Source organism: Nocardioides pollutisoli, assembly GCF_040045055.1.
Taxonomy (GTDB): Bacteria; Actinomycetota; Actinomycetes; order Propionibacteriales; family Nocardioidaceae; genus Nocardioides; species Nocardioides tweenelious.
Map to the genome: position 1 here is coordinate 3234533 of NZ_JBDZDU010000001.1, position 16444 is coordinate 3250976.

Below are 16444 nucleotides of genomic sequence, written 5' to 3' on the forward strand. Positions count from 1 at the left end.
CTCAGGTGGCGATGCGGGCGATCGCCAGCGAGATCGCACCGACCACCTCGGCGCGGTCACCGAGCTCGCCGGAGACGACCCGGAGTGCTGCGGCCGTGTCCGGCTGGGCGTAGCGGTCGACGGAGTCTCGGATCGCCTGGGTGAGCGAGGCCGAGGCCCCGAGGGAGCCACCGACGACGAGCACCCCGGGGTTGAGGTTGTTGCAGAGGTCTGCCAGGGCTCGCCCGACCGCCCGGCCGGCGTCGCTGAGGACCCGGCGGACGCCGGCATCACCCTCGGCCTCCAGCTCGAGGATCCGCTCGACGGAGAGGTCCTCGTCGTACGCCGGCTGCAGCAGGGCGAGCAGCCGAGGAGCCGCGACCAGCGTCTCGAGGCAACCGCGGTTACCGCAGCGGCAGACCTGGCCGTCCTCGCCGACCTGGACGTGGCCGAGCTCGCCGGCGATCCCGGTCGTGCCGCGGTGCAACCGACCTCCGAGCACGATGCCGGCGCCCAGCCCGCTGGCGACCTTCACGTAGACCAGGTCGAGTGCTCCACGGGCGGCGCCGTGGTGGAGCTCGGCGAGCGCGCCCAGGTTGGCGTCGTTGTCCGCGAAGACCGGGACCTCGAGGCGCCGGTGCAGCTCGTCGCCGGGGGAGAGGTCGCGCCAGCCCGGGAGGATGCCGGCGCGGACCCGGGCGGAGCGTCGGTCCAGGGGAGCGGGCACGCAGACTCCGACGGCGTGCAACGCGTCGGCACGCAGTCCGGCCGCCCGGACCCCTCGCCGCACCAGGTCGGCCGCCCGCTCGATGGCGTCCGCGCCGTCCTCGTCGACGTCGACGACGACGGTCTCCTCGGTGAGCACCGTCCCGGCGCGGTCGGCGACCGCGACCCGCACGTGGCGGTGGCCGATGTCGACCCCGGCCACACCTCCGGTCGGCGTGGTCAGCCTGACCAGCAGCGGCGGACGCCCGCTGCCGCCCTTGTGGGGGCGGCCACGATCGGCGGTCTCGACGACCTGACCGGCTGCGATCAGCTCGCCGACCAGGCTGGAGACCGTCGTGCGGGACAGACCGGTGCCGCGGGCGAGGTCGGCCCGGCTGGTCGGGCCGTCGGCCGCGAGCAGACCGGTGATGGCGCGGCGGTTCGCGTCGCGGAGCCGCTCGAGAGAGCTGGAGCTCGCCATGAAGAGACCGTACGGCGGTCCGGGGATTAGTGCGAGAGTCGTACAAACAAAGAGTCTCTCAGCGGTCTTTGCTCATTGACCCGGACGAATCGGGTTCTTAGCGTGACGGGCATCACACCCCTTGATCTCGGCAAGGAGAGTCATGTCCAGCGACCCCTCAACTCCCCCACGGCGGCGCCGCGCCGCCCTCGCGCTCCTCGCAGCAGGAGCACTCACGGCGGCCCTGGTCCAGGTCGTCGCCGGCCCGTCGTCCCCGGCGGCAGGAGACGACACCCCGCCCTACCGAGACCCGTCGCTGCCGACCGCGCAGCGCGCGGCGGACCTTCTCGGACGGATGTCGTTGGCCGAGAAGATCGGTCAGATGACCCAGGCCGAGCGGATCGACGTCGACGCCGATCCCTCCCTCATCACCACCAACCTGCTCGGCAGCGTGCTGTCCGGCGGCGGCTCGGTGCCCGACCCGAACACGCCGACGGCGTGGGCGGACATGGTGGACCGCTACCAGCAGGCTGCGCTCGACACCCCGCTCGGCATCCCGCTTCTGTACGGCGTCGACTCCGTCCACGGCCACGGCAACCTCCAGGGCGCGACGATCTTCCCGCACAACATCGGCCTCGGCGCGACCCGTGACCCCAAGCTCGTCGAGCGGATCGGTCACATCACCGCGGAAGAGACCCGTGCGTCCGGCCCGCAGTGGGCCTTCGCGCCGTGCGTCTGCGTCGCCCGCGACGACCGCTGGGGCCGTACCTACGAGAGCTTCGGTGAGAAGCCGTCGCTGGTGACCTCGATGGAGACCGTGATCGACGGGCTCCAGGGCAAGCCGGGACAGCTCGATGACGCGGACCGGGTGCTCGCCACGGCCAAGCACTTCGCCGGCGACGGCCTCACGTCGTACGACGCCGCCGCGGCCGGCACCGGCGCCTACCCGATCGATCAAGGCATCGACAAGGTCTCGCGCAGGGACTTCGACAAGCTCGCGCTCGCGCCGTACAAGCCGGCGATCAAGCAGCACCACGTCGGCTCCGTCATGCCGTCCTTCTCCAGCGTCGACTGGACGGAGGACGGACTCGGCAACCCGGTGAAGATGCACGCCAACCAGGAGCTGATCACCGGCTGGCTCAAGGACCAGCAGCACTTCCAGGGCTTCGTGATCTCCGACTGGAGGGCGATCCGGCAGCTGCCCGGCGACTACCGTGACCAGGTGGAGGCCTCGGTGAACGCCGGCGTCGACATGTTCATGGAGCCGATCCAGGCGCCGAACAACCCGACCGGCTGGGACGAGTTCATCCCGACCCTGACCTCGCTGGTCGACGACGGAGACGTCTCGATGGACCGCATCGACGACGCGGTGTCTCGGATCCTGACCGCCAAGTTCGACCTCGGGCTCTTCGAGCACCCGATGACCGACCGCACCAACCTCGACCAGATCGGCAGCGCGGCGCACCACGCCGTGGCCAGGCAGGCCGCGGCCGAGAGCCAGGTCCTGCTCCGCAACCACCAGCACACGCTCCCGATCAAGAAGAACGCCGACGTGTACGTCGCCGGCAGCAACGCCGACAACATCGGCAACCAGGCCGGGGGTTGGACGCTCACCTGGCAGGGTGGGTCGACCAACGTGATCCCGGGGACCACCATCCTCGACGGGATCGAGAAGTCGGCCCGCGGCCACGTCACCTACAGCGAGGACGCGTCCGCGCGGATCAAGCGCGGTTCCGTCGGAGTCGTCGTGGTCGGTGAGACGCCGTACGCCGAGGGCTTCGGTGACGTCGGAGGCCCGCAGTGGGCCTACGACCCCGGCGACAACGGCGTGCCGCGCCCCAAGCAGACGATGGAGCTGAGCACGGCCGACAGCCAGGCGATCCGCACGGTCTGTGCCCGGACCACGTCCTGCACGGTCCTCGTGGTCTCCGGTCGGCCCATGATCATCCCGCCGGCGCTGCTCAACCAGACAGATGCGCTCGTCGCCTCGTGGTTGCCGGGCAGCGAGGGTGCCGGCGTCGCCGACGTGCTCTTCGGCAGGCGCCCGTTCACCGGCAAGCTCCCGGTCTCCTGGCCGCGCTCCGTGGCGCAGGAGCCGATCAACATCGGCGACAAGCACTACAACCCGCTGTACCGGTACGGCTTCGGGCTGCACGCCCGGTAGCGTCCGGAGGCATGCGTGCGCTGAGGTTCTCCGGTCCGGTCCTGCCTGACGGGGAGCCGCGCACGCTCTACGTCGTCGACGGACACGTCACCCTCGACCCCGTTCCCGGGGCCGAGGGTGGCGTGGACGGGTGGATCGTCCCGGGACTGGTCGACGCCCACTGCCACCTCGGGCTCGACGACGACGGCGCGATCTCGGACGAGGCGACCGAGCAGCAGGCGATCGAGGACCGTGACGCCGGTGCGTTGCTGATCCGCGACTGCGGCTCGGCGGCCGACACCGCGTGGATCCACGAGCGCGAGGACCTGCCCCGGTTGATCCGGGCCGGTCGCCACATCGCCCGCACCAAGCGCTACATCCGCAACTACGCCCACGAGGTCGAGCCCGAGGAGCTGGCGGCGTACGTCGCCCAGGAGGCGCAGCGCGGAGACGGCTGGGTCAAGCTGGTCGGCGACTGGATCTCCCGTGACGACGGCGACCTGCGGCCGTCGTTCCCGCCGGAGGCGTTCGCCGAGGCGATCAAGGTCGCGCACGCGCACGGCGCGCGGGTGACCGCCCACTGCTTCGGCCACGAGGTGCTCGCCGGGCTGATCGACGCCGGCATCGACTGCATCGAGCACGGCACCGGCCTCCAGCTCGAGCAGGTCGAGAAGATGGCAGACCGGAGCGTCGCCCTGGTGCCGACCGTGATGCAGCTCGACAAGTTCCCGGGCTACGCCGCCGCCGGTCGCGAGAAGTTCCCGGCGTACACCTCGACGATGACCGATCTCTACGTCCGGCGCCGCGACACGATCATGGCGGCCTACGAGTCCGGGGTGTCCTTGTACGCCGGCTCCGACGGCGGCGGGATCAGCCGGCACGGCAACCTCGCCGGCGAGGTGATCGCGATGGTGTCGCTCGGCATCCCCGCCGACTACGCCCTCGGCGCCGCCTCGTGGCGGGCTCGTGAGTGGCTCGGCTGGAACGCCGGCCTCGACGAGGGCGCGCCGGCCGACTTCGTCGTCTACGACTCCAACCCGCTCGACGACCTCTCCGTGCTGCTGCGGCCGGCGTGCGTCGTGCTCCGGGGTCGGGTCGTCTAGGACTCGACCAGCGCCGGCTGCACCAGGCGATAGCGGTCGCGGGGGAGCGCCTCGATCCACCGGGCCTCGGGCTCGTCGTCGCGGAGGCCGAGCCGCAGGCCGGTCATCAGCGAGTCGATCCACCGCTCGTCCTGGCGGTGGGTGGTGGTCGCGGTCTGCTCGGTCTGCCCCCGCAGTCGTAGGGCGAGCTGACGCGCGGTGAGGGTGCGGCTGCCGATGTACATCAGGATCTCGAGCAGGTCGATGTGCTCCTGGGGCAGGTCGGCGAGCCGGTCGTCGACCACGACGATGCCGCGGGACGGGTTGATCCGCAGCCCGCGGAACTCGATCCAGCCGCCGACGAAGCGCATGCCGATCTCGAGCATGCCGTCGCGGCCCTCCTGGCCGGCGTCTGCGTCGTCCTGCTCGGCAGGGGGCTCGAAGGACTCGCCGGCGGCGATCCGGCGCAGGTGCTCGGAGCGGACCAGGTCCGCGTCGGCCGGGGCCCACGCGAGCTCGATCGCGCTGTCCGCGAGGGGGCGGCGGGCGGCGGCCGCGAGGCGCGCGCGCAGCTCGAGCGGGCGGATCGGCTTCGGGACGTAGTCGTCCGCGCCGGCGTCGAAGCCCGCGAGGATGTCGCGCTCCTCGGAGCGGGTGCTGATGATGACGATGTAGGCGTCGCTGAACTCCCGGATCCGGCGGGTCGCCTCGAGCCCGTCCATCTTGGGCATGCCGATGTCGATGGTCGCGAGCACGGGCTTGTGCTCCTGGGCGAGCGCGATCCCCTCGACGCCGTTGACCGCGTGCATGACCGCGAACCCGACCTGCGACAGCACGACCTCGAGCAGGTCGGCGATGTCCGGATCGTCCTCGATGACGAGAGCGACAGGTCGATCGATGAGCTCCTCCACGCTAACTCTTTCGGCGGGGAGGACGCGTTGCGTAGAAAATTCCGGTGACGATCAGGACCGCGACGCCCGTGAGGCCCAGCAGGCCCGGGACGAGCATCGAGAGGAGGATGCCGCCGGCGAGGCCGCCGAAGCTGGGCGACGGGCCGATCTCGACGTACGACGTGGCCGTGCCGTCACCCACGCAGGTCACCTCCAGGTGACCCGAGCCCGGGTCGAACCGGTAGGCGCCCACCCAGTCACCGCTGGTGCCGTTGTTGCGCCGGAACTCGCCGCTCACGTGGCGCAGCGGGACCTGGTCGCCGGTCGCGTGGTCGACGACCGTGCAGTCGGTCGGGAACAGCGACTCCGGCGCCTCGACCCAGATCATCCGGTCGCGGTCGGTGTCGACGGTGACCTGGTGGGCCTGACCGTCGGCCGCGACCCGCGCGTCGGTGTGGAAGAAGCTGGAGAACGTCCAGAGGAAGAGCCCGATGGCCGCGGCGATCGCGAGCACGATCAGCCCGACCCCGACGACGAACCACCACCCGCTGGGGCGCGGCTTCGGGGCGGGTACCGACGCGGGAAAGGGCTGGCTCATAGGCCGACTCTGCCCGATTTTCGCGTCGGCCACCGGGTCTGGCAGACTTGGCCGCTGAGTCCTGCGCGCCCGAACCCTCTAACTCGGACGTCGCAGTGCCCATCGAAGGTCCCGACCCGGTGCTTTCCCCACCTGGTGGCGGTGCCTTCACCCACACACATATTCCTGAGGAGACACCACAAACGTGGCCGTCAAGATCCGTTTGAAGCGCCTGGGCAAGGTCCGGGTTCCGCAGTACCGCATCGTCGTCGTCGACTCGCGCAAGAAGCGCGACGGTCGAGTGATCGAGGAGATCGGCAAGTACCACCCCAAGGAGGACCCGTCGTACATCGACGTCGTCTCCGAGCGGGCGCAGTACTGGCTGGGCGTCGGCGCGCAGCCGAGCGAGGCCGTCGCGAAGATCCTCACGATCACCGGCGACTGGCAGAAGTTCAAGGGCATGACCGGCACCGAGGGCACCCTCAAGGTCAAGGAGCCCAAGCGCGACAAGCTCGAGATCTTCAACGAGGCCCTCAAGGACGCCGCGAACGAGCCCAAGGGCGACGCGGTGACCAAGAAGGCGGCGTCGAAGAAGAAGGCTGAGCCGAAGGCCGAGGAGAAGGTCGACGAGGCGCCCGCCGCCGAGACCCCCGCCGAGGAGACCCCGGCCGAGGCGCCCGCCGCCGAGGAGACCCCGGCTGAGGCGCCTGCCGCCGAGGCCGACGCCGAGAAGACCGAGGCCTGAGCACGATGCTCGCCGATGCTCTCGAGCACCTGGTGCGCGGTGTCGTCGACAACCCTGACGACGTGAGCGTGCGTGACAAGCAGCTGCGTCAGGGGTCGATCCTCGAGGTCCGGGTCCACCCCGACGACCTCGGCAAGGTCATCGGCCGGGGCGGTCGCACCGCCACGGCCTTCCGCACCGTCATCTCCGCCCTGGCGGGACGGGGCGGGGCCCGGGTCGACTTCGTCGACGTCGACCGTCGTCGTTGATCCGAGACGCGTCAGCGGATCGGATGATGGTGGTCGAGCGAGCGGCACGACTGAGCTTGCGAAGTCGTGACCCGCGTGTCGAGACCCAGTCGCTCGCCGATTGAGAACCGCTTGAATGGGTGTCGCCCCCTCGGGGGGCGGCACCTGTTCTGCATTTGAGAGAGAGAAAAGCGTGGAGACCATCGACGTCGTCGTGGGCCGGATCGGCAAGGCCCACGGCCTGCGCGGTGACGTGACGATCAACGTCCGCACCGACGAGCCCGAGCGGCGTTTCGCTCCCGGGTCGGTGCTGGGCGTGGAGGCTCCTCCGGGATCGGCCTCGACGCTGCGGACCGTCACGGTGGCGAGCACCCGGTGGCACTCGTCGGTGCTGCTGGCCCGCTTCGAGGAGATCCCGGACCGCACGGCGGCCGAGGCGGCGCGCGGGATCACGCTGTTCGCGACGGTCCCCGTCGACGCGTCGCCCGACGACCCCGACGAGTTCTACGACCACCAGCTGGTCGGGCTGGCGGCGTACGACGTCTCCGGCGCCGAGCTCGGCACCGTGACCGGGCTCGTCCACGGCGGCGCCCAGGACCTGCTCGCCGTCCGCACGCCCGACGGCCGCGACACCCTCGTGCCGTTCGTGAAGGCGCTCGTCCCCGAGGTCGACGTCGCCGGCGGCCGGGTCGTCATCGCCGACCGCCCCGGCCTCGTGACACCGCTGCCCGAGGACGACTGAGCCGTGCGCATCGACGTCCTCACGATCTTCCCCGACTACCTCGCCCCGCTGGAGCTCTCGCTCGCGGGCAAGGCGCGCGACAAGGGGCTGATCGACGTGCGGGTCCACGACCTGCGCGACTGGGCGCACGACCGGCACCGCACGGTCGACGACACGCCGTACGGCGGCGGCGCCGGCATGGTGATGAAGCCCGAGCCGTGGGGCGAGGCGTTCGACGCGCTCCTCGAGGACGGCCCGGCGACCGTGGTCTTCACGACGCCCTCGGGTCAGCCGTTCACCCAGGCGGTGGCGCGCGAGCTGGCCACCCGGGAGCGGATCGTCTTCGCGTGCGGACGCTACGAGGGCATCGACCAGCGGGTGCTCGACGAGGTGTCGACCCGGGCCGAGGTCCGCGAGATCTCGCTCGGCGACTACGTGCTCAACGGGGGAGAGGTGGCCGCGCTCGCGATCACCGAGGCCGTCGTCCGCCTGGTCCCGGGCTTCATGGGCAACGCCGAGTCGCTGCTCGAGGAGTCGCACGAGGACGGGCTCCTCGAGTACCCCGTCTTCACCAAGCCCGCGACGTGGCGTGGCCACGACGTGCCGCCGGTGCTGCTGTCCGGTGACCACGGGGCCATCGCCGCGTGGCGTCGCGACCAGGCCGTACGCCGGACCGCCGAGCGGCGTCCCGACCTGGTCCCGGCCGCGGCACTGCTCGACGACGTCGAGATCCGTCCGGCCCAGCCCGCGGATGCCGGCGAGCTCTACGTGCTCCAGCTGGCCTGCTGGGTGCAGGAGCAGCACGACAACCCCGGGGTGCGCATCCCCGCCCTGCACGAGACCCTCGACGACGTGCGCGACTGGCTGAGCCGCGACACGGTCCTGGTGGCGCGCTCGGAAGGACGCCTGGTCGGGGCGGTGCGCGGCTCGCTCGACGGCGAGACCTGGGGGATCGGGCGGCTGATGGTGGCTCCCGACAGCGCCGGCCGTGGGCTCGGCCGGACGCTGCTGGAGCGGGTCGAGGCGCTCGCGCCCGCCGCGGCCACGACGTACGCCCTCTTCACAGGAGCCGGGAGCGTCCGCAACCAGCGGATCTACAAGAAGGCGGGCTACCGGCTGCACCCGGGCGAGCCCTTCCCGGGCGCCGTACGCCTCACGAAGCGGATTCGCCGCTCCTGAAGCCGCTGTGGCAGACTTCCTCCTTGGTCCAACCGGCCAAACAAGGATCGCCTGGGAGAACTCTCCTGCAGGGGTCCGCACCAGTTCCTGCCACAGGGGGGACATGGCGCCGCCGGCCACACGTGGTTGGACCTGACAACTGAAGCATTTCCCGTACCGCGGCTGACCTGTGGCATTCGCGAGGAGAAAAATGACCAACCTCATTGCCGAGCTCGGCAACGCCAGCAAGCGCACCGACATCCCCGCCTTCCGCGCGGGTGACACCGTCAAGGTCCACGTCAAGGTCGTCGAGGGCAACCGCTCCCGCGTCCAGGTGTTCCAGGGCGTCGTGATCCGGATCCACGGTGCCGGCATCGGCCGCACCTTCACGGTCCGCAAGGTCTCCTTCGGCATCGGCGTCGAGCGCACCTTCCCGCTGAACTCCCCGATCTTCGAGCAGATCGAGATCGTGACCCGCGGTGACGTCCGCCGCGCCAAGCTCTACTACCTGCGCAACCTGCGGGGCAAGAAGGCCAAGATCAAGGAGCGCCGCGAGGCCTGAGAGTTTTCTCAGGCATCGAAAGTACGCTCTGCGCGTGACTTCAGAAGACCGCGACCCATCTCCCGTCGACACACCTGACGATGATGGGTCGCGGTCTTCGCTTTCCACCGACGACACCGATGAGAACGGCGAGCCCGGCGACGCGATGAGCACCACCGCAGAGTCCGCCACCGCGGGGCCGCCCGCCGATGGCAGGAAGACCAAGAAGAAGAAGCACCTGCCGGTCTGGCAGGAGACGATCCTGCTGCTCGGGATCGCGCTCGTCCTCGCGATCGTGATCAAGGCGCTGTTCGTCCAGGCCTTCTACATCCCGTCGGAGTCGATGGAGCCGGGCCTGGTCAAGAACGACCGGATCCTCGTCGAGAAGCCGTCGTACTGGTTCGGCGACGGTCCCCAGCGCGGCGACGTCGTGGTCTTCAAGGACCCGGGCGGCTGGCTTAACGAGGAGGAGTCGGCCGGCCCCACCAGCGGTGTCGGCAAGATCCTCTCGAAGATCGGCCTCTACCCGACCGGCGGCCATCTCGTGAAGCGCGTCATCGGCGTCGCCGGCGACACGATCAAGTGCTGCGACGACAAGGGCCGGATCTCGGTCAACGGCCAGCCGCTCAACGAGAAGGAGTACGCCCGTCTCGGCGGCGCGGACTGCTACGGGCCGATGGTCGGCAACTGCAACTGGTCGGTCGGACCGGTGCCCGACGGGCACATCTTCGTGATGGGCGACAACCGCAACAACTCGGCGGACTCGACCGTCCACATGTGCCTGAAGACCGACACCGACTGCACCAAGAACCCCTACATCCCGACCGACGACGTCGTCGGCAAGGTGTTCGTGCTGCTCTGGCCCAGCGACCGGTTCAACTTCCTGCACCGTCCCGACACGTTCGCGGACGTCCCCGACGCCTCGTAGGGTCGTGGCGTGAGCGCGCTGCCCCGGGGGTCCACCGTCCGCAAGGACGCTGGGTTGTACGGCTACGAGCGCGCCCTGCGCCGCCACGGCATCGAGCCGATCGCGGGTGTCGACGAGGCCGGCCGGGGAGCGTGTGCCGGCCCGCTCGTCGCGGGCGCGGCGATCCTGCCCGCCGGCAAGGCCGGCATCATCCCGGGTCTCGCCGACTCCAAGCTGCTGACCGAGAAGGCGCGGGAGCGCTGCTACGACCAGGTCGTGAAGCGGGCGCTGTCGTGGTCGGTCGTCGTGGTCTCCCACGAGGAGTGCGACCGGCTCGGCATGCACGTCGCCAACGTCGAGGCGCTGCGGCGGGCGGTCGCGCTGCTGGACCTGCCGGCGTCGTACGTGCTGACGGACGGGTTCCCGGTCGACGGGCTGGGCGTGCCCGGGCTGGCGGTCTGGAAGGGTGACCGGGTGGCGGCCTGCATCGCCGCTGCGTCCGTGCTGGCGAAGGTCACGCGCGACCGGATCATGGTCGAGATGGACGCCGACTGGCCGGCGTACGACTTCAAGACCCACAAGGGCTACATCACCGACGTGCACACGGCGGCGCTGACCGAGCACGGTCCGTCGCCGGTCCACCGGATGCGGTTCGTCAACGTCCGGCGCGCTGCGGGCCTCGAGCCGCTGTCAGATCCGCTGGGGCAGCCCGAAGGTGGTCCGCACGCCGCTCGAGAAGAGCACCGACTCGGGCGGTGAGTCGGTCAGGCCGGGGAGCCCGGCCGCGGCCACGAGGCTGTCCTCGACGACGACGGCGCGGGCGGACCGCAGCGGCCACGGGCCGTGCGTGTTCGGCACCCAGAGGGTGCGGCCCGCCACGGTCGTGTGCAGTCCGAAGCGGGCGGTGAGGAAGAGCGCGAGCGGGTCGGGCTCGGCGATCAGGTCGCCGACCTCGATGTCGATCCGGCCACCGGCACCGTCGCGGCTGCGCCGCCGCGAGCGGTAGGAGATCGTCCTCCCCTCAGGAGCAGGGCCGAGATCCGTGGGCTCCACGGACAGCCGGGCCCACTGGTAGGGCACCCCGAAGCCGAGCCGGGCCGCCGCCACGACGGGCAGGCGGTCGGCCTCCAGGGATCGGAAGACCACCCCGTGCCGTCCCGCGTCGTCGACGGAGTAGACGCGCACGTTGGTCTCGTAGAAGGTGCCGAGCCGGGGCACCGGACCGCGCTTGCCGAGGCCAGCGTCGACCATCCGGAAGGGGATCAGCCCGACCCAGCTGCTGCCGTCGTGGACGTCGGGGTGCACGCCGCGGGGCAGCAGCGGCGCCACGACGTCGGGGTCGACGCGCCAGTGCAGGAACGAGATGTCGCGCCACCACTGGCTCATCACCTGGCGGGTGGGCAGCGGCGGGCCCTGCGGGTTCACGGGGTGTGGCCGAACGAGCTCGCGACGGCCCGCGCCGTACGTTCTCCGGAGACCAGGGCGCCCTGGATGGAGCCGGTGTCGCGGTGGTCGCCGGCGACGTAGAGCCCGCCGCCGAGGTCGACCGGCCGGCGTACGGCCAGGGGTGGCGGCTGGGCGGGCAACGCCCCCGGGACGTCGTGGACCGTCACCAGCTCCCAGGACGTGGTGTCGACGGCCCACAGCTCAGCGAGATGGCGCCGTACGTCGGGCTCGGTGCCGTCGCTCGGCAGCAGGGTCGTCGCCTGGACCAGGTGCCGCCCGGCCGGGGCGTACGACGGTGCGACGGCCGAGACGTCTGCGGTGTTGAGCACCGGGCCCGCCTGGCGCCCGCGGCCCTCGACGTGCAGGAAGGTCGGGTGGCCGAGGCGGTCCTCGGTCGCGAACCACCAGGTCCGCAGACCCTTCATGGCCGGTGTCGCGACCGACGTCAACGCCCCGGCGCTGACGGGGTCCGTGGCGACGACGACCGCCCGGGCGTGGAAGGACCCACCGTCGGTCGCGACCACGCCGGCACCGACCTCCGTGACCCGGGTGTCGAGCCGGACGTCGAGCCCGTCGGCGAGCTGGTCCGGCAGCTCCTGCATCCCGAGCGCCGGCACGCCCGGCGTCGCGCGCACGAAGCTGCGCAGCACCAGGCGCGCGAAGGTCGCCGACGACGAGCCGTCGTCCTCGGCGAGGACGCCGGCGAGGAAGGGGTCCAGCACCTCGTGGCGCAGTCGACCGGTGACCCCGGCTCTCCCGAGCGCCTCCGCCCGACTCTCGTCGGGACCGCTCAGCAGTCGCGGCACCGAGCGCAGGGCCGGCACCAGCCAGGCGCCGAGCCGGGCTAGCTCGCCGGGTCGCGCATAGCCGCTGCGCAGGGTGGCCCCGAGCAGGCCGGGGTGCCTCAAGGGGTCGGCGACGACCGCCGTACCCCGGTCGCGCACGACCACGACGCCGCGGCCGAAGGTCTTGAGGTCGAGCGCAGCGACGTCGACGTGCCGGCCCACCGCCGGGTAGGCCGGGTTGAGCAGCTGGAAGCCGCGGTCGCACCGGAAGCCGTCCACGAGATCGGTGCGGACCCGCCCACCGGGACGGTCGGCCGCCTCGATGACGACGACGGCGATCCCGCGCTGGCGCAGGCTGCGCGCGCACTGCAGACCGGCCAGTCCCGCACCCACGACGACCACGTCCGTCTCGTCCGCCACGCCCCCACCATGACAGTGAGTGCCAATGCCGGGTTCATCGGCGTGCCGCGGGGCGTCGAGCCTGTGGAGGTCGAGCCTGCAGGGATAGAGTCGGCGCCGTGAGCGCCGAGGACCTCGAGAAGTACGAGACCGAGATGGAGCTGACGCTCTATCGCGAGTACCGCGACGTGGTCGGCATCTTCAAGTACGTCGTCGAGACGGACCGGCGCTTCTACCTCTGCAACCAGGTGGACGTGAAGGCGCGCACCGAGGCCGGGGACGTCTTCTTCGAGGTCTCGATGAGCGATGCCTGGGTGTGGGACATGTACCGCCCGGCCCGCTTCGCCAAGAACGTCAAGGTGCTGACCTTCAAGGACGTCAACGTCGAGGAGCTCAGCCCCTCGGAGATCGACCTCCCCAAGTCCTGATCCCGGGCTGATCGGCCCACCTGGCGTCCACAGGACACCCCTCGACGGGGCTCTCCACAGCCGCTCCGTCCTGCGCTCCTGATCGTCCTCGCGTCCGGCGAGGGTGGGCGCATGACGAGTTCGACAGCGGCAGCGATCAAGCAGGCGCTCGGGGCGTACGGCGAGACCCTGGCCGCCCGGCACCTGGTCGAGCAGGGGATGGTCCTGCTCGAGCGCAACTGGCGGTGCGAGGCCGGTGAGATCGACCTCGTCCTCCGCGACGGCGACGTCCTGGTCGTCTGCGAGGTCAAGACCCGCAGCAGCCTGCGCTACGGCACGCCCCACGAGGCGGTCACCGACATCAAGGTCGCCCGCCTGCGTCGCCTCGCCACCCGGTGGCTCGAGGAGCGCGGGGTCGCCGTACGCGACATCCGCATCGACATGGTCGGCATCGTCCGGCCGCGCCGGGGGGCCTCGATCCTCGACCACGTCAGGGGGATCGGCTGATGCCCTTCGCCACCGCCCACACCGTCTCGCTGCACGGCGCCGTCGGCCACCTGATCGACGTGCAGACCGACGTCTCGCCCGGGCAGGTCGGCGTGACCATGGTCGGCCGCGCCGACACCACGATCAACGAGGCCCGCGACCGCTGCCGGATGGCGATCATCAACAGCGGTCTCGACTGGCCGGCGACCCGGCGGATCACGATCCTGCTGTCGCCCGCAGACCTGCTGAAGAGCGGCACCCACTTCGACCTCGCCGTGGCGGTCTCCGTGCTGGCCGCGGCGGGCAGCGTGCCCGCGTCGTCCCTCGCCCAGACCGTGTTCATCGGTGAGCTGACCCTCGACGGCAACCTGCGCGCGTCGGCCGGGGTGCTGCCGATGGTGATGGCCGCGGCGGAGCGAGGGGTCCGCGCGGTCTTCGTGCCGGAGCCGCAGGCCGGCGAGGCGTCGATGGTGCCCGACATGAGCGTGGTCGGGGTCCGCTCGCTGAGCCAGGTGGTGGCCGTGCTCCGCCAGGAGGAGATCCCCGAGGCACCGCCCGTCGCCCCGATGTCGGGCGCCCGGCTGCTCGCGTGGCGCGGCCAGGAGCGGCTCGACGAGCTCGACCTCGCCGATCTCCTCGGCATCGCCGACGCCCGCTTCGCCGTCGAGGTCGCCGCCGCGGGCGGTCACCACCTGCTGCTGTCCGGCCCGAAGGGGTGCGGCAAGACCAGCCTCGTGGAGCGGATCCAGGGGATCCTGCCCGACCTCACCCGGGACGAGTCGCTCGAGGTGAGCGCCATCCGCTCCCTCGCCGGGACGCTCGACCCGGGGGAGGGCTTCCCGACCAGGCCGCCCTTCTCGGCGCCCCACCACGACGCCAGCAAGGCCAGCCTGATCGGTGGAGGCTTCGGGGTGGTGCGCCCGGGCGAGGTCAGCAAGGCGCACACGGGTGTGCTCTTCCTCGACGAGTTCCCGCTCTTCCGAGCCGACGTCATCGAGGCGCTCCGGCAGCCGCTCGAGAACGGCGACGTCACGATCGCGAGGCGCGACGAATCGGTGACTCTGCCGGCCCGGGGCATGGTCGTGCTGGCGGCCAATCCGTGCCCCTGCGGCGACTACTCGGGCGACGTCACGAACAACCGGTGCACGTGCCGGGAGACGCAGCGGCGCGACTACCGCAACAAGGTGACCGGGCCGGTGACCGACCGGGTCGACATCGTGCGCAACCTCCGGCCCCTGCGCACCCACGACCTCGTCACCGATCTCGAACCTGCCGAGTCGTCCGCGGTGGTCCGCCGACGGGTCGAGGCCGCCCGAGACCGCCAGGCCGAGCGCTACGCGGAGGAGAGCTGGCGCCTCAACGGGCACGCGCCCGGCCCGGTCCTGCGGGAGCGCTGGCCCCTCACCAAGGCGGGGCAGCAGGCCGTCGACAAGCGGGTCTACGACGGCAAGCTCAGTCGGCGGGGTGCGACCCGCGTCCACCGGCTCGCCTGGACGGTCGCCGACCTGCGCGGGCTCGAACACCCCGGGCTCGACGAGGTCGACACCGCGCTCCGGCTGCGCACCGGCGACCCGCTGCTCGTCAGCATGATCGAGCGCGCGTCGTGATGGCCGACCGGCTCGCGCGGGTCGCGCTGGCGAAGGTCGCGGAGCCCGGCAACCCGCGCCTGCTCGACCTGGTGACCGACCTCGGCGCCGAGGTCGTCCACGCGCGGCTCCTCCAGCACGATGAGCTCGGGCAGCGGCTGGCCGAGATCGAGCCGGAGCGCGAGCTGGACGCGGCCGCCCGCCAGGGCGTCCGGTTCGTCGTGCCCGGCGACGAGGAGTGGCCGTCCGGTCTCGACGACCTGCGATCCGCCGACCCGGTCCAGGAGCGCGGGGGAGTGCCGATCGGGCTGTGGGTCCGCGGACCGCTGCGGCTGTCCCGGCTCGAGGGGTCGCTCGCGGTGGTCGGGTCACGCTCGTCGACGACGGACGGCGCCGACCTGGCCGCGGACCTCGCCGCCACCGTCGGCCGGGCCGGACGGGCCATCGTGTCGGGGGCGGCGTACGGCATCGACCACGCCGCCCATCGCGGCGCGATCACCGTCGGTGCCCCCACGGTCGCGGTGCTCGCGTGCGGCGCCGACCGGGTCTACCCGGCGAAGCACCAGCAGCTGATCGACCACCTCGCCGCGCAAGGAGCCGTCGTCTCGGAGACGGTGCCGGGCGGCGCCCCGATGCGCGTGCGGTTCCTGTCCCGCAACCGGCTCATCGCGGCGCTGTCCGTCGGGACGGTCGTGGTCGAGGCGGCGCTGCGCAGCGGCGCGCTCAACACGGCCAACTGGGCGACCCGGCTCAACCGCCAGCTGATGGGCGTGCCCGGTCCGGTCACCAGCGCCCAGTCGGCCGGCGTGCACCAGGTGATCCGCAGCGGAGCTGCGACGCTCGTGACGTCGGGGGAGGAGGTGCTCGAGCTGCTGGGCGCGGTGGGCGAGCACGTCCTCGACCAGCCTCGCGGCAAGGACCGGCCGCGCGACGCCCTGAGCCACGTCCAACGACGGGTGCTCGACGCCGTGCCGGTCTCCCGCAGCGCCACCTCGCGGTCGATCGCTCGCGTCGTCGGCCTGGCCGTCGACGAGGTCCACACGACGCTCCAGGCGCTCGAGCGCAGCGGCATGGTCGAGTGCGACGAGGACGGATGGCGCCTCGCCGCACTCGCTCACGACTGATCGGCACCGAAGTTCCTAGACTCGAACGGTGAGCGAGAGCGAGGTCGACACCAGCGCTGACGACGCGCTGCCCGAG

At 71.6% G+C, this 16444-nt stretch carries 18 protein-coding genes and 1 pseudogene; 14 read left to right on the forward strand and 5 right to left on the reverse strand.

Annotated features, from left to right (window positions below; genetic code table 11):
- Position 1: 1 nt before the first annotated feature.
- Positions 2 to 1165 carry an ROK family transcriptional regulator gene (locus ABLE68_RS15900; protein WP_348872621.1) on the reverse strand — a complete coding sequence of 388 codons (1164 nt, stop codon included), beginning with the start codon at positions 1163 to 1165 and terminating at the stop codon, positions 2 to 4.
- A gap of 142 nt (positions 1166 to 1307) precedes the next feature.
- Between ABLE68_RS15900 and ABLE68_RS15905 the strand changes: the two genes are divergently transcribed.
- Together ABLE68_RS15905 and ABLE68_RS15910 are read left to right on the forward strand one after the other, a co-directional pair.
- Positions 1308 to 3308, forward strand: coding sequence for a glycoside hydrolase family 3 protein (locus ABLE68_RS15905; protein WP_348872622.1), 2001 nt, complete (start codon positions 1308 to 1310; stop codon positions 3306 to 3308).
- A gap of 11 nt (positions 3309 to 3319) precedes the next feature.
- Positions 3320 to 4390: an amidohydrolase family protein gene (locus tag ABLE68_RS15910; RefSeq protein WP_348872624.1), complete on the forward strand. Its 1071-nt coding sequence runs from the start codon at positions 3320 to 3322 to the stop codon at positions 4388 to 4390.
- Here ABLE68_RS15910 and ABLE68_RS15915 read toward each other — a convergent pair.
- Positions 4387 to 5280, reverse strand: a complete 894-nt coding sequence (locus ABLE68_RS15915) for a response regulator (protein ID WP_348872625.1) — start codon at positions 5278 to 5280, stop codon at positions 4387 to 4389. The two genes, ABLE68_RS15910 and ABLE68_RS15915, sit on opposite strands and share 4 nt — an antisense overlap.
- Position 5281: 1 nt before the next feature.
- Positions 5282 to 5857 (reverse strand): hypothetical protein, encoded by a 576-nt coding sequence (locus tag ABLE68_RS15920; protein WP_348872626.1) that lies wholly within the window; start codon positions 5855 to 5857, stop codon positions 5282 to 5284.
- A gap of 184 nt (positions 5858 to 6041) precedes the next feature.
- Here ABLE68_RS15920 and rpsP point away from each other — a divergent pair, with 184 nt between their 5' ends.
- From rpsP to ABLE68_RS15960, 8 genes and pseudogenes are all read left to right on the forward strand, one after another.
- On the forward strand, positions 6042 to 6581 hold the full coding sequence (gene rpsP / locus ABLE68_RS15925; RefSeq protein WP_348872627.1) for a 30S ribosomal protein S16: 540 nt from the start codon (positions 6042 to 6044) through the stop codon (positions 6579 to 6581).
- Between the two features lie 5 nt (positions 6582 to 6586).
- Positions 6587 to 6829, forward strand: a complete 243-nt coding sequence (locus tag ABLE68_RS15930) for an RNA-binding protein (RefSeq protein ID WP_348872628.1) — start codon at positions 6587 to 6589, stop codon at positions 6827 to 6829.
- A 172-nt stretch (positions 6830 to 7001) separates the two neighbouring features.
- Positions 7002 to 7550, forward strand: coding sequence for a ribosome maturation factor RimM (rimM, locus tag ABLE68_RS15935; protein ID WP_348872629.1), 549 nt, complete (start codon positions 7002 to 7004; stop codon positions 7548 to 7550).
- Positions 7551 to 7553: 3 nt separating this feature from the next.
- Positions 7554 to 8225 (forward strand): annotated as a pseudogene (trmD, locus tag ABLE68_RS15940) (tRNA (guanosine(37)-N1)-methyltransferase TrmD); the annotation flags it as partial.
- A 120-nt stretch (positions 8226 to 8345) separates the two neighbouring features.
- Entirely contained in the window at positions 8346 to 8708 is a 363-nt protein-coding gene (locus tag ABLE68_RS15945) for a GNAT family N-acetyltransferase (RefSeq protein ID WP_348873296.1), read from the forward strand.
- Positions 8709 to 8898: 190 nt separating this feature from the next.
- Positions 8899 to 9249, forward strand: coding sequence for a 50S ribosomal protein L19 (gene rplS / locus ABLE68_RS15950; RefSeq protein ID WP_348872630.1), 351 nt, complete (start codon positions 8899 to 8901; stop codon positions 9247 to 9249).
- 145 nt (positions 9250 to 9394) lie between these two features.
- Positions 9395 to 10156: a signal peptidase I gene (gene lepB, locus ABLE68_RS15955; RefSeq protein WP_348872632.1), complete on the forward strand. Its 762-nt coding sequence runs from the start codon at positions 9395 to 9397 to the stop codon at positions 10154 to 10156.
- 9 nt (positions 10157 to 10165) lie between these two features.
- Positions 10166 to 10894, forward strand: coding sequence for a ribonuclease HII (locus tag ABLE68_RS15960; protein ID WP_348872634.1), 729 nt, complete (start codon positions 10166 to 10168; stop codon positions 10892 to 10894).
- On the opposite strand, the gene ABLE68_RS15965 is transcribed toward ABLE68_RS15960, so the two are convergent.
- On the reverse strand, positions 10826 to 11560 hold the full coding sequence (locus ABLE68_RS15965; RefSeq protein ID WP_348872635.1) for a YqjF family protein: 735 nt from the start codon (positions 11558 to 11560) through the stop codon (positions 10826 to 10828). The two genes, ABLE68_RS15960 and ABLE68_RS15965, sit on opposite strands and share 69 nt — an antisense overlap.
- Positions 11557 to 12786: an NAD(P)/FAD-dependent oxidoreductase gene (locus tag ABLE68_RS15970; RefSeq protein WP_348872636.1), complete on the reverse strand. Its 1230-nt coding sequence runs from the start codon at positions 12784 to 12786 to the stop codon at positions 11557 to 11559. Before ABLE68_RS15970 ends, ABLE68_RS15965 begins: the two co-directional genes overlap by 4 nt.
- A 98-nt stretch (positions 12787 to 12884) precedes the next feature.
- Here ABLE68_RS15970 and ABLE68_RS15975 point away from each other — a divergent pair, with 98 nt between their 5' ends.
- The 4 genes from ABLE68_RS15975 to dprA all read left to right on the forward strand — a co-directional run bounded on the left by ABLE68_RS15975 (position 12885) and on the right by dprA (position 16368).
- The gene (locus ABLE68_RS15975) at positions 12885 to 13193 is read left to right on the forward strand and encodes a DUF2469 domain-containing protein (RefSeq protein WP_224121397.1); all 309 of its coding nucleotides are present in this window, start codon (positions 12885 to 12887) and stop codon (positions 13191 to 13193) included.
- A 111-nt stretch (positions 13194 to 13304) separates the two neighbouring features.
- Positions 13305 to 13679 carry a YraN family protein gene (locus ABLE68_RS15980; RefSeq protein WP_348872637.1) on the forward strand — a complete coding sequence of 125 codons (375 nt, stop codon included), beginning with the start codon at positions 13305 to 13307 and terminating at the stop codon, positions 13677 to 13679.
- Complete coding sequence (locus ABLE68_RS15985; protein ID WP_348872639.1) at positions 13679 to 15265, forward strand: YifB family Mg chelatase-like AAA ATPase; 1587 nt, start codon at positions 13679 to 13681, stop codon at positions 15263 to 15265. The genes ABLE68_RS15980 and ABLE68_RS15985 overlap by 1 nt, the downstream gene beginning before the upstream one ends.
- On the forward strand, positions 15265 to 16368 hold the full coding sequence (gene dprA, locus ABLE68_RS15990) for a DNA-processing protein DprA (RefSeq protein WP_348872640.1): 1104 nt from the start codon (positions 15265 to 15267) through the stop codon (positions 16366 to 16368). Before ABLE68_RS15985 ends, dprA begins: the two co-directional genes overlap by 1 nt.
- Positions 16369 to 16444: the final 76 nt, after the last annotated feature.